The organism is Streptomyces sp. NRRL F-5630 (assembly GCF_000719475.1).
Taxonomy (GTDB): Bacteria; Actinomycetota; Actinomycetes; order Streptomycetales; family Streptomycetaceae; genus Streptomyces.
In genome coordinates this window covers 21,988-35,205 of sequence record NZ_JOGO01000045.1, presented here as the reverse complement: position 1 = coordinate 35,205, position 13,218 = coordinate 21,988, and the positions used below count along the sequence as shown (strand labels likewise).

At 70.3% G+C, this 13,218-nt stretch carries 6 protein-coding genes and 1 pseudogene; 5 read left to right on the top strand and 2 right to left on the bottom strand.

The genetic code is table 11. From position 1 onward, the window contains the following. Positions 1-112: 112 nt before the first annotated feature. Positions 113-916 (bottom strand): hypothetical protein, encoded by an 804-nt coding sequence (locus IF99_RS0120385; protein WP_420705688.1) that lies wholly within the window; start codon positions 914-916, stop codon positions 113-115. A 319-nt stretch (positions 917-1,235) separates the two neighbouring features. Next, positions 1,236-3,401, bottom strand: a complete 2,166-nt coding sequence (locus tag IF99_RS0120380; RefSeq protein WP_030998039.1) for a RecQ family ATP-dependent DNA helicase — start codon at positions 3,399-3,401, stop codon at positions 1,236-1,238. Positions 3,402-3,946: 545 nt separating this feature from the next. Between IF99_RS0120380 and IF99_RS32680 the strand changes: the two genes are divergently transcribed. The 5 genes and pseudogenes from IF99_RS32680 to IF99_RS35780 form a co-directional block, all read left to right on the top strand. Further along, positions 3,947-6,337, top strand: coding sequence for a DUF4192 family protein (locus IF99_RS32680; RefSeq protein WP_267882249.1), 2,391 nt, complete (start codon positions 3,947-3,949; stop codon positions 6,335-6,337). Between the two features lie 386 nt (positions 6,338-6,723). Next, a complete protein-coding gene (locus IF99_RS0120370) occupies positions 6,724-8,640 on the top strand; it encodes a glycogen debranching N-terminal domain-containing protein (protein ID WP_030998037.1) in 1,917 nt (638 codons plus the stop codon). Between the two features lie 383 nt (positions 8,641-9,023). After that, positions 9,024-9,797 carry an NUDIX hydrolase gene (locus IF99_RS0120365; protein WP_030998036.1) on the top strand — a complete coding sequence of 258 codons (774 nt, stop codon included), beginning with the start codon at positions 9,024-9,026 and terminating at the stop codon, positions 9,795-9,797. Between the two features lie 415 nt (positions 9,798-10,212). Further along, a complete protein-coding gene (locus tag IF99_RS0120360) occupies positions 10,213-11,100 on the top strand; it encodes a FadR/GntR family transcriptional regulator (protein WP_030998035.1) in 888 nt (295 codons plus the stop codon). Positions 11,101-12,120: 1,020 nt separating this feature from the next. Beyond that, a pseudogene (locus IF99_RS35780) lies at positions 12,121-13,125 on the top strand (RNA polymerase sigma factor); the annotation flags it as partial. Between the last annotated feature and the right edge of the window lie 93 nt (positions 13,126-13,218).

Genomic DNA, 13,218 nt, shown 5'->3' with positions numbered 1-13,218 from the left:
CACGGCCCCCGCCCGGCCGCCGGCGGCCGGGCGGAGCCAAGCCGTCCGCGGTAACCGGTCGGCAGTCGGCGAGATCTTGCCGCGTGCAGTCCGGGCGAAAGACGGCCCTGGATCAACGCACGGTGGTACGCGGCCACGGTTCCCGCGGGAGGTCGATCGGCCGGGACAACAGCCCCGCGGCCCGTTCCGTGAGCGACTCCGTACGTCCCTTGCGCTGCTCCGGCAGCTCCGTTCCCGCTCCGAAGCGCTCTGCGCGGTTGGCAGGTTGTTCCGGCAGCGGCCCCAACTGCCCTGGGAGGGGCGAGACCTTGTCCGTACGAGGTACGAACAGGGTGGCGCGGGAGCCGAGCTGGGGGTGGCGGCCGCCACGCCCTTCGCCGAGAACCTGCCAGCCCGCGCCGGTAAGCGTCACGTACGCCCCGCAGCGCAGGCCGTGCAGCGTGCAGGCGTCGCGCAGCCCCCACATCCAGGCGCCGTCCTCCACCGTCCACCGTGACTCGCCCTCGCGGCAGTGCAGCAGCACCGCTGTGCGTACCGGCGTTCTTCGGCGCAGGTCGTGGGGGAGGACCCGGCGCAGCTGGGCAAGCAGCGTATTGCGGCAGACCCAGCCGTCGGACTCGCCCGGGCGCCGGGTGAAGGACGCGCTCGCCCGCAGGCGTTCGTCCGGGTCGAGGACTCCCACCACCACCGTCCCGGCCGCCGGCCGGTGGCGTTCGTAGAGGCCCGTCACGACTTCCCGGGGGTTGCCGAGCAGTGGGACCTTCGCCGTGGACCACTCCTGCGCGCCGACCGTACGAGGTGGTGAGCCGGTCGGCGCGGCGGGCAGGGACGGCACCGGTACCAGGGGCGAGGAGGCTGTGGACGGGGGTGGTGGCGTCTTCCTCGACGCGGCGGACGGAGCGAATCCGAGGGTCACGGTCCTCCCTTCGGCTACGCGCCCGCACTGCGGGCGGAATCGGGACGTGGGAGAGCGCACCACCAGACGGCAGCACCGGAGCCGGAATCGCCGTACGGGGAGCGGCTTCAATTCTCGTACGGCGAGAGAGCTGCGGCAACGAGCATTCGTCAGGCAGTACCCATATCTGACGATGCATTCCCTATTTCCCTTCCCCCGCTCCATGCCTCCGACTCCCGGCCCTCCGCTTGCGGTACCTCCCTGGTGGCAAGTGGTGGCCCGGCCATCCAGCCTGGGGGCTTCGATGGCCGCTTCTCCGCGTCTTGTATGTCCGGGTGCCTCAGCCCTGGACCCCGAGCACCAGTGGCAGTACCTCCTTCGCGCCCGCCTCCTTGAGCAGTCCGGCTGCCACGGCGATCGTCCAGCCCGTGTCCGTGAAGTCGTCCACGAGAAGGACCGGGCCGGGATGCTTTGTCAGCGCCTCGGCGAGCGGGGTGGGCACGGCGAGGGCTCCCCGCAGGGAGAGGAGTCGCTGCGCGCTGTTCCCCCGGTGCGCGCGCCTTGGCTCGTCGTCCTCTCGTAGGGCGAGTCCGCCGAGGAAGGGCAGTTGACCGATCCGGGCGACACGATTGCCCAGCGAGTCCACCAATTCGGGGTGAGTTCGGGAAGGAAGCGTTACCACGCCGACCGGGCGTGTGAGCGCTTCCTTCTCGCCGAAAGCCCACCCGCCAGGTCCCTTGGCCCAGTCGGCGAGTACCGCCACCACCGCTTGGAACACGTCGTCGGGCACCGGCCCGTCGGGTGCGTCGGGGCCGAGGAGGGGGCGGAGCCTGTTCCCCCAGCCGATGTCCGAGAGCCGGCCAAGCGCCCGTCCGGTTTCGGCCCGCTGCGAGGCCGGAATGCGCCCCTTGAGGGTGACGCCGACGGCCTCCAGACCGGTCGGCCACATACGGCGCGGCTCCACGTCTACCCCGGGGCGCTCCAGCTCGCCGTGCGCGGAGGTCAGAGCGACGGGGGACACCTCCGTGCTGAAACGCGAGCCGGCGCAGTTGTCGCACCGGCCACAGGGCGCGGCGGCCTCGTCGTCGAGCGCACGACGCAGGAACTCCATCCGGCACCCGGTGCTCGTCACATAGTCACGCATCGCCTGCTGTTCGATCGCCCGCTGCCCGGCCACCCAGGCGTACCGCTCCGCGTCGTACGCCCAGGGCTGATCGGTAGCGGTCCAGCCGCCCTTCTCCTTCCGGACCGCCCCGTCCACGTCGAGCACCTTCAGCATGGCTTCCAGCCTGGTGCGCCGCAGATCGACGAGGGGTTCGAGGGCCTGAGTCGACATCGGCCGTGAGGACCCGGCGAGGACGTCGAGGGTCCGTCGTACCTGCTCCTCCGGAGGGAAGGCGAGAGAGGAGAAGTACTTCCAGATCGCCTCGTCCTCCTTGCCCGGCAGGAGCAGTACCTCGGCATGTTCCACCCCGCGCCCCGCGCGACCCACTTGCTGGTAGTAGGCGATGGGAGAGGAGGGCGCACCGAGATGAACCACGAAGCCGAGGTCCGGCTTGTCGAAGCCCATACCCAGGGCGGAGGTCGCCACGAGGGCTTTCACGCGGTTGGCGAGGAGGGCCTGCTCCGCCTCCAGCCGGTCGGCGTTCTCCGTGCGCCCGGTGTACGACGTCACTTCGTGGCCTCGCTGGCGCAGGTACGCGGCCACTTCCTCGGCCGTGGCGACGGTCAGGGTGTAGATGATGCCCGACCCCGGCAGCTCGTCGAGGTGATCCGCGAGCCATGCGAGCCGGTGAGCGGCATCGGGCAGGGGCAGTACGCCAAGGCTGAGACTCTCGCGGTCGAGCGGACCACGCAGTAGGAGAGCACCGTCCCCGTCACCGCCGGTCCCGAGCTGCTCCGCCACGTCCGCGGTCACGCGGGCGTTCGCCGTCGCCGTAGTGGCCAGCACGGGCACCCCCGTCGGCAGCTCGGCGAGCATGGTGCGCAGCCGCCGGTAGTCCGGGCGGAAATCGTGTCCCCAGTCGGAGATGCAGTGCGCCTCGTCGACCACGAGCAGGCCCGTCGCCGCAGTAAGGCTCGGAAGGACCTCGTCGCGGAACACCGGATGGTTGAGGCGCTCAGGGCTGACGAGGAGCACGTCGACCTCTCCGGCGCGGATCTCCTCCTGGACCGCGTCCCACTCCTCCCGGTTCGCCGAATTGATCGTGCGTGCTTTGATCCCCGCGGCGGCGGCCGCCTCCACCTGGTTGCGCATGAGGGCGAGCAGCGGGGAGACGATGACGGTCGGGCCACCACCGCGCCGCCTGATGAGTGCCGTGGCCACGAAGTACACGGCGGATTTTCCCCAGCCCGTGCGCTGCACGACCAGGGCCCTGCGGTGGTGCACGACCAGCGCTTCGATGGCCTGCCACTGGTCCTCGCGCAGCCGTGCCCGCCCGGTGGAATCGCCCACCAGCTGGGCGAGGACTGCGTCGGCAGTGGTGCGGAGGTCTTCGTCGTTCATGCCCCCATGCAACCCGATGAGACCGACAACCGGCGAACGAGGGCTGCACGAGCTGTGGATAACCCCCTCATCGGGAGATGATCGGATGAACGAGTTCAAGATTATTTAGCAGATCAGATAAAGAGCGTGTGCGACAAAACTCAATACGAGGGGTTATCCACAGGGGGGCGAGGAAGAATTTTGCTTTTCCGTGCACAGTGCTCTCCATGACGCATCGCAACGACGCATCCGACCCGTCCGTCACGCCTTCCACTGGGCAGCCCCCCACCCCTCTCACCGCGCAGTCCGTCACTCCCTCGGGCAGCCGGCCCCCGGTCCCGCCCGCTGAGCCGCAGAGCAGCCTCGAAGCCCGGGACCCGTCCCCTCCGCAGCCCTGTGACGTTGCTCGGGATCGGCTCTCCGGCCCTGCTCAGGGCCCCGCACCCGTCGCGGCCCACGACCACCCCGTCCGTCCGGAACAGCCTTCCGCCCTGCCTGAGCCCCGGCCGTCCGCCCCCGCCGCCACACCAAACCTCTCCGGCCCACCGCCGAGCCACCCTGCGGCGATGCAGGATCCCGACACCGTTATTCCTGCCCAGCGCGCGGGCGAGGGCTCTCCGGACTCGCTACTCCACAATCCCCGAGTCCCCGCTCAGCGACGCCCACCCGAGAGCGACCCTGCACACCCGTGGGACGAACCCCTTCCTTTCGCGGCTTTCCGTGCCGATCCTTCCGCTGACCAGCCCGCAGCCGAGTCCTCCGGTAAAAGGCTGCCGGAACGGCAGGCGATCTCGCTGAAGTCCCTCGCGGAACTCGCGGACTCCTTGCCCTACCTCCTGGGCTATGTGCCCGGCAACAGCGTGGTCCTGCTCGCACTGCACGGCGAGCGGGGACGGCTCGGGCGACGAACGGCCCTGCGTATCCCGGACGATCCGGGGCAGTGGCCGCAGGCCGCCGAGCGGGTAGCCACGATGCTTCTCGACTCCCCCGGAGACGGCCCCGGCAGGGGAGTGGCCAGTTTCTTGCGGAAGCGGCGCGGCGGCTCCCCGCCCAATGGTGTCATCGCCTTCCTCTTCCAGGAGCCGGAAGAGGCCAGGCCCGGCGCCGTGCCGCCGGCCGGTGCCGGGGAGGTGCGCGAGCGACTGCGTCCCCTCGCCCAGCACATTCGTGTCGCCTGCGGTCACTTCGACGCCCCGGTCGTCGAAGCACTGTGCGTCTCCACCGGGCGCTCCTGGTCCTACGTGACCCCGCTGGAAGGGCAGGAACAGACGGGCGCCCCCCTGCTGCCGGCTGGAAGCTCGGTCCTTGCCGCGACCTCTGTCTACGAGGGCATGCCGAGTCCGCTCCCCGCCGCGCGCCTGGAGAGCCGATTGCTGCCGTGGTGCACCGCCGCCGCCCAAGCCCAGGAGCGGATTCTCGACCTCGTCGCCCTCGACCTCCTGCCGCAGATTCTGAGCAGCCGGGAGAACGTGCTCAAGATCCGGCGTGGGACGGTCGGGCTGCTTGACAACGTGCTCACTCGTCTTGCGACGGCGCCTGTTCCCTCGGACCCGCTGGAGGCAGACCTCGCGGACGATGAAGCGCTTACCCATGAGGAGGCCGCGCGGCTCGTCATTGGTCTCCAGGACCGGGAGGCCCGGGACGAGGCGGCGAGTTTTCTCGCCTTCCCCGACGCCGCGCGTCGCCTGTGGCGTGCTCTCGCGCGTCGTTGTGTCCTCTCGTACAAGGAACACGCGGCGGCGCCGCTCTCGCTCGTCGGCTGGACGGCCTGGGCACTCGGAGACGAGAGCGAGGCCCGGCTGGCCCTGCACCTCGCGCTCGCCGTCGATCCCCACTACGTGTTCGCGGGGCTCTTGGACCAGGCATTCGACAAGGGGGTCGAACCTGACGAGATCCGACAGCAGTTGCGCGGGCGCACGAAGCACTCGGCCATGCGTCGTCCCCCCGCCGGGCCGGCCTCGGCACCCAACGACTCCCGTCCGGACGGCACCGGACCGGCTCCTGCGGGTGAACCGGAGGGAGGAACGCCGTCCCACGCCGATGGGACATCGGAGGGTGGTCCCGGTGAGAAGGAAGCCGAACGCGGGCCGACCGACGGCCGCGGCAGCGCACGACGCCGTACCCGTTCCACCGCTCGTACGGCCTCCGCCGCTCGGCCGGCGACGCGGCGACGTGACGCCGGGCGGCCTGGCGGAGCCGCGCCGGGACGCCTCGGCCGCAGCGTGGTGAAGCGGAGGGAAGGCGCGGAGAAGGAGGCGTACACGCGGGCCCGGCGACGCCTGGCGGTATCGACCCCCGGCTGTGAAGGGGCGCACTCGGGGGAACGGGAGCAGGAGCAGAGGGAACGGGAAGCCGGGACGCCTGGGGCGAACGATCGTCGTGCCGCGGTCGACCGCTCGTCCTTGACCGGGCGAGAGCACCCCGGACCCCAGTCCTCGGATGCTCTCAAATGGCCCGGGGGAGAGGAACGGAAGGCGGACCGCGGGGAAGTCGTGGACCGGACCACGTCCCCCGTGGCGGACCGCGGGTCGTGCCCGGAGGTTCCCGGCTCGGACGCATCGCCACAGGGCCCTGCGGTCAACGGAGTCGCGGGCCTTGCAGCCGGTACGGAGCAGGGGAGCCATGAGGCGTCCGCGCCCGGCTCGGGAGGAGGCAGCCGTAAGACCCGGGGCAGCCACAAGTCTCCGCGGTCCGGTTCGGAGAGCGAGCGTCGGGACAGCCGCGAAGTCCGTCCCGTACGGGGCGACCAGGAAGCCTCCGAGGTCGGTTCGGGACGAGGGAGCCTGGATATCCCCGGGACGGGTCCGGGGGGTGGGGGCCACGACGGGCCCTTGGCCGACGGCCCGGAGGCAGGCGGTCACGAGGGCCCCGTAAGCCCGGGGGAGCCCGGTCAGACGGTGATGCCACCCGGTTCCCAGCCCGGCAGTGACAACGCGCCTTCGACCAGCGCGCAATGACGGCAAAGTCCTGCGGTGCGGTGCGGTGCGGTGCGAAAGGAGGGTGAACAGGCGGAGAAGAAAGGATCTTCAGGGCTGGACGGTGGTCTGACGGATCTGGGAGGCAGCTATGAGGGACGCACGGAGGAATATCGGGCAACTGCCCCTCGCCCGTGACCCGTACCCCCCTTGGGGCGTTCATTCGGTGGCGGAGTCGTTCGGACCCTGCGCACCGCCCCGCCTCCGTCCCCCGATCGGCACGCGGAAGAAGCCTCCTGATGTCCTTGACCGCACCCCGACCCGGTGGTCGCGAGCACCGATCCACCCCGGGGAGAACGGTGCCCGCGCCCGGCCCGGGCGGCGGCCGGGGCCGTCCTCCGGTGGAACCTCCAGCGACACACCGGACGTTGACTGCCGTGGCCCTGCCGGGCCTGGCGATCTCCGCCGAGCACGGGCAGTTGACCGGGCAAGGGCTTGAGGGCGTCTACCACTCGGGGAGGCGGTTGCTCTCGCTGTGCAGGCTTCAGGTCGCGGGGCGGGATCCTCTGCCGGTGGAGGCACGTGCGGTGGGTGCGGACCGAACGCGGTTCGCGGGGGTGCTGCGAGGGCTCGGCGGCTCGGGGCCCGACCCCGATCTGCTGGTGGAGCGCGAGCGGCACGCAGAGGGCAGCGAGCGCATCACCTTGCGCAGCGTGTCCGTGCGACCGCTGCGCCTCGTGGTCGAACTCACGCTGGGTTGCGATCTGGCGGAACTCGGAGCCGTGGCCGCCGGACGTCGCGCCCCGGCACTGGGGGCCTCTGTGCACGGTGCCGGCTTGCAGTGGTCGTCCCCCGCGGGCAAGGTGTCGCTGCTCGCCGAGCCGCCCGCTGCCGATGTAGTGGCGGCATCGGGGCTGCTGCGCTGGGAGTTGGAGATCCCGCCGGGAGGAAAGCGGTCCATCGAGTTGCGGCTGCGGCCGGAACTTCGTGGTGGCGTGCGCCCCGTGGCGCGCGGTGCGACACCTGTCTTCACCGAGGCCGATGCCTGCGGGGACGATCCCCGGGCTGCCGCCCTGCTGCGGGCCTCGCTCGACGACCTCAACGCCTTGCTGGTACGGCAGCCCGGCGAGGCCGGGGAGGTGCATCTTGCCGCAGGGGCCCCGTGGCGCTGCGGGCTTGCTCCCGCCGAGGCCTTGGCTGCGGCCCGCATGGCTCTGCCGCTCGGCACCCGGCTAGCGGCGGGGACTTTGCGGGCCCTGGCGCGTACGCAGGTGGTACGAGGTCCCCAACAAGGGCGTATCCCGGGCCCATTGCGGGACGCCGGCCCCCACCTGCCGCCAGGGAGTACGAGCGTGGAGGCGACCCTGCTTTTTCCCGCGCTGCTGGCCGAGGCATGGAGGTGGGGGCTCGACGCGTCCGTCGTCGAAGAACTCGCCCCGGCCGCTGAATCCTGCCTCGTGTGGCTCAGGCGCGAGACAGAACAACACGCTTACGTGCGGGACCGGGAAACCGGCGGCATGGCGCGCGTCGAGGCGCAGGCGCACGCCTACCGTGCCGCCCTCCTCGGAGCCGGACTCCTGCGCGGGATCAACCGGCCCGGTAGCGAGGAACTTCAGGATTGGGCAGCAGATTTCGCGGGTCGGTTTCAGGACGAGTTCTGGTACGACGACCTCGGCGGCGGGCGCCCGCCCGCCGCGCTCGACACCGACGGGCGCCCGGTTCCGCACCTCGGCAGTGCGGTGGCGCACCTGCTCGACACCGGCCTGGGCCCGGCGGGCCAAGCGGTCCCGTCGCTTCTCGACCCGGCGCGTACGGGACAACTCGCGCGCCTGGTCGGTACCCCGGTGATGGACAGCGGCTGGGGACTGCGGAGTCTCGGTGCGAAGGAGTACGGGTACAGCCCCTTCGGGCACCGGGGCGGCGCGGTGCGAGTCCATGAGACGGCTATCGCCGTGACGGGGCTTGCCGCAGCGGGCTACGAGAAGCAGTCCCACGCTTTGCTCAGGGGGCTGCTCGCGGCGGCAGAGCACTTCGAGTACCGGTTGCCGGAGATGTTCGCCGGTGAGCAGCGGGGGGAGGGGAGCAGGCCCTGGCCGCATCCCGCCGCTTGTCGGCCGGCCGCCGTGGCCGCTGCTGCCGGGGTGCACGTGATCGTGGGGCTGGTGGGCATCCGCCCAGATGTCCCCGAGGGGTCCGTCGTGCTGCGCCCGGTCCGTGGTGCGCCGCTCGGTGAGTTGGGGCTGACCGGTCTCGGCGTCGCCGGGGAACGCTTCTCCGCGCGGGTCACCCGGCTGGGGCTCGCGATGGTGGAGGAGGCGCCCGAGCGTCTGCAACTGCGGGCGTGAGGGCGCGGCCGACGGGCCGTCGCTCCCGATGCCGACTCGGGAGCGACGGCCCGCGGCCACGTGTCGCCGCTTCCACCCCACGATTTCTCAGAGGGCGAGAGGGCGAGAGGGCGAGAGGGCGAGAGGGCGAGAGTGCGAGAGGGCGGGCCCGGCGTTCCGGCGTTCATGGCTGTCCGTACGGGATCCGCCGGTCTGCGGGGATGGACACAGGCAGGGCCCACCTGGAACGCCGGGCCTTCGCGTGCCGGGTTCAGGCGGGCGGCCTCGTTCGCAATCTGGGGCCGCTGGGGCCGCTGGGGGCGACGGCTCTTTCAGGGGATGGGGCTCTGCGGGCTTCTGGGAACGACGTGTTTATCGTCAGGTGGACGACTATGATCAGTCCCATGGCTCCCTACGACCCCTCCGACTTTCCGCCCTTCGCCGTCACCGTCGATCTGGTGGTGCTCACGGTGCGGCACAACGGGCTGCGGGCATTGCTCGTTCGTCGAGGGGAGGCTCCGTACCAGGGGCAATGGGCTTTGCCCGGGGGATTCGTCCGGCCGGGAGAAGACCTGGCGGCCGCGGCGGGGCGTGAACTGGAGGAGGAGACCGGTCTGTGTGCTCACGACGGTGAGTGCGCGAGCGGCTCCGACGAGGAACGGCACGGCGCGCACCTGGAACAACTCGCTACTTACGGCGACCCGGGGCGTGATCCCCGTATGCGGGTGGTGAGCGTGGCCCACCTCGCGCTCGCCCCCGATCTTCCCTCGCCCACGGCGGGGGGTGACGCGAGCGGTGCCACGTGGGCGCCGGTCGAACGGCTGCTGGGGGAAGAGGGCGCGGGGCGGGACGACGAGCAACTGCTGCCTCTCGCCTTCGATCACGCGCGCATTCTCTCCGACGGCATCGAGCGCGCTCGCTCGAAGATCGAGTATTCCTCGCTCGCCACTGCTTTCTGCCCTTCGGAATTCACGGTCGGCGAACTGCGCCGGGTCTACGAGGCGGTCTGGGGGGTGGTGCTCGACCCCCGCAATTTCCACCGCAAGGTGACAGGTACGCCGGGCTTCCTCGTGCCCACCGGCGGGACCACGACCCGGCAGGGCGGCAGGCCCGCGCAACTCTTCCGGGCAGGAGGCGCCACCCTGCTGAACCCGCCCATGCTGCGCCCTGAGATCTGACGCATGTCCTGCGGGGCCCGAGTGCCCCTCCCGGGGCCCGGGTCGCTCGTGCGACCCGCCCGAGCACCCCGCGACACGCACAAGAGTGCGCTTCTCACCGTGAGTAGTGGCCACGCTGCCCGAACAGGGCTTTTCGCAGATGGTGGTTCCGCTGGGTGATTTCGCGACGGCCGGAAAACAGGGCTGCGTAAGGCCCGTTGGAGGGACGCTCAGCCGCGGTGGTGGGAGGTGGGTGCGAACCGTACCGCAAGATGCCTTGTGGAGAGGGAAGCTGAGGGGAATCGCGTGCAACTCCCCGACTGCTGCTCGGGAACTTCCGATAAAGCGTCAATTGGCCAACGGTAAGCGATCACCCTTTCGTGTGCTTTTCACCAAAGAACTCAAGGCCGTTGAGGAGAACGCCGACAAAGCCTTTGTGAGTACCGTTGCGCACGCCATGATGACCGCCGCCCGTTCCGCCGACTCCGGCCTCGCCGGCCCGGGCGACATCGACCGCTACCCCTATGCCGAGGCCGCCCAGGACAGGATCGGAGTTCCTTCCTGGGGTGCCGCGGAGCCGGAGCTTGGCCGGGTGCCGCGACGCGGCGGTGCCAGCCGAGGCCGCGGCCTGCACGGCCAACTCGTTCAGCAGCTCGGCCAGATGATCGTCTCCGGCGACCTGGGCGCGGACCGTCCCCTCGTCCCCGAGGAGATCGGCCAGCGTTTCGAGGTGTCCCGCACCGTTGTGCGGGAATCCCTGCGCGTCCTGGAGGCCAAGGGCCTGGTGAGTGCCCGCCCCAATGTGGGTACCCGGGTGCGTCCCGTCAGTGACTGGAACCTGCTCGATCCCGACATCATCGAATGGCGCGCCTACGGCCCCCAGCGCGATGATCAGCGCCGTGAGCTCAATGAGCTGCGGTGGAGCATCGAGCCGCTCGCCGCGCGGCTCGCCGCCGGGCATGGTCGCGAGGACGTGCAGCAGCGACTTGTCGACATGGTTGAGATCATGGGGCACGCGCTCGGTCAGGGGGACGGCATCACGTTCTCGCGGGCCGATGCCGAGTTCCACTCCCTGCTGATCCAGATCGGTGGCAACCGCATGCTGGAGCACCTCTCCGGGATCGTGAGCGCCGCTTTGCATGTATCGGGTGGCCCCGCGATGGGGTGCGAACGTCCCAATGAGGCATCCGTCGCCCACCACGCCCGCATCGTCGACGCCCTCGCCTCCGGCGACGGTGTCGGTGCCGAGGCGGCGATGCGGCAGTTGCTCACGGTGCACCCCGAGGGCGAGCGCGTCGTTCCGGGGCCGCGCGAGCAGCACTAGTCGCGTGCACCCATGCCCGGGGCCCCTCTCCGTAACGGAGGAGGGGCCCCGGGCGTTGTGGGGGGCCGGGGGTCCACTGTGCGAGAGGGGTGACGTCGCACGGAGCGATGTCGTGCCCGTACCGCCCAGATCCACGGGCAACCGGAGCCCTTTCGTACCTCCGTGCCCCCTTGTGTCCTCGGGCCTTCGCCCTGTTCAGTACCGACCGCTCCGGAACATTTGGTGAGCGCGTATGGTCGTCTATGTGCCTCCTTGTGTCCATTCGGTGTGTGACTCGGGCCACGCAGATTGCGCGTAACGCTCCCGGGTACAGCGCGATGACCTAAGAGGTGAGAGTCGCTCAGGGGAATACGGCTACTGGTTCCGGTGCTGTGGTCCCCGCGGCGCCCGCCCGCGTCGTCGGTCATCCCCACCGACGGTCGTCGGCCCCCGCCCTTCGGGCGAGAGCCGGAAGCCGTTTTCCAACGTTCCGAGAGGTTGTTCGTGTCGGCCAGCACATCCCGTACGCTCCCGCCGGAGATCGCCGAGTCTGTGTCTGTCATGGCGCTCATCGAGCGGGGAAAGGCTAATGGGCAGATCGCCGGTGACGATGTGCGTCGGGCCTTCGAAGCTGACCAGATTCCGGCCACTCAGTGGAAGAACGTACTGCGCAGCCTCAACCAAATCCTTGAGGAAGAGGGTGTGACGCTGATGGTCAGTGCCGCGGAGCCCAAGCGCACCCGCAAGAGCGTCGCAGCGAAGAGTCCGGCGAAGCGCACCGCTACGAAGACGGTGGCCACGAAGACGGCGGTCAAGAAGACCGCGGCAGCGACCGTGACCGCTCCCTCCGCCTCCGCAGCGGTGACCGTCGAGGACGAGACCGCCGAGAAGAAGCCCGCGGTCAAGAAGACGACGGCCCGCAAGACCGCCGCCAAGAAGACGACGACGGCCAAGAAGGCCACCGCGAAGAAGACCGGCAAGAAGTCGGACGAGCTCCTCGACGAGGAGAACACCGAGGAGACGCCGGGCAAGAGCGAGGAGGCCGCCGAGCCGGCCGCCGGCGGCGAGAGCCAGGGCTTCGTTCTGTCCGACGACGACGAGGACGACGCCCCGGCGCAGCAGGTCGCCGCGGCCGGTGCCACCGCCGACCCGGTCAAGGACTACCTCAAGCAGATCGGCAAGGTCCCGCTCCTCAACGCGGAGCAGGAGGTCGAGCTGGCCAAGCGCATCGAGGCCGGTCTCTTCGCCGAGGACAAGCTCGCCAACAGCGACAAGCTCGCGCCGAAGCTCCAGCGCGAGCTGGAGATCATCGCCGAGGACGGCCGCCGCGCGAAGAACCACCTCCTGGAGGCGAACCTCCGCCTCGTGGTCTCCCTGGCCAAGCGCTACACCGGTCGCGGCATGCTCTTCCTGGACCTGATCCAGGAGGGCAACCTCGGTCTGATCCGCGCGGTCGAGAAGTTCGACTACACCAAGGGCTACAAGTTCTCCACGTACGCGACCTGGTGGATCCGCCAGGCGATCACGCGCGCGATGGCGGACCAGGCCCGCACCATCCGTATCCCGGTGCACATGGTCGAGGTCATCAACAAGCTCGCCCGTGTCCAGCGGCAGATGCTCCAGGACCTGGGCCGTGAGCCCACCCCGGAGGAGCTGGCCAAGGAACTCGACATGACCCCCGAGAAGGTCATCGAGGTCCAGAAGTACGGCCGCGAGCCCATCTCGCTGCACACCCCGCTCGGTGAGGACGGCGACAGCGAGTTCGGTGACCTCATCGAGGACTCCGAGGCGGTCGTCCCGGCGGACGCGGTCAGCTTCACCCTCCTCCAGGAGCAGCTGCACTCCGTCCTGGACACGCTCTCCGAGCGCGAGGCGGGCGTCGTCTCGATGCGTTTCGGTCTCACCGACGGTCAGCCGAAGACCCTCGACGAGATCGGCAAGGTCTACGGCGTGACGCGCGAGCGCATCCGCCAGATCGAGTCGAAGACGATGTCCAAGCTGCGGCACCCCTCGCGCTCCCAGGTGCTGCGCGACTACCTGGACTGACGCGCGGGGCCGGACGACCGGCCCCCATGATCAGGTCCACGAAGGCCCCGCCGGTTCCGACCGGCGGGGCCTTCGGCGTGCGTGGACGCGTGG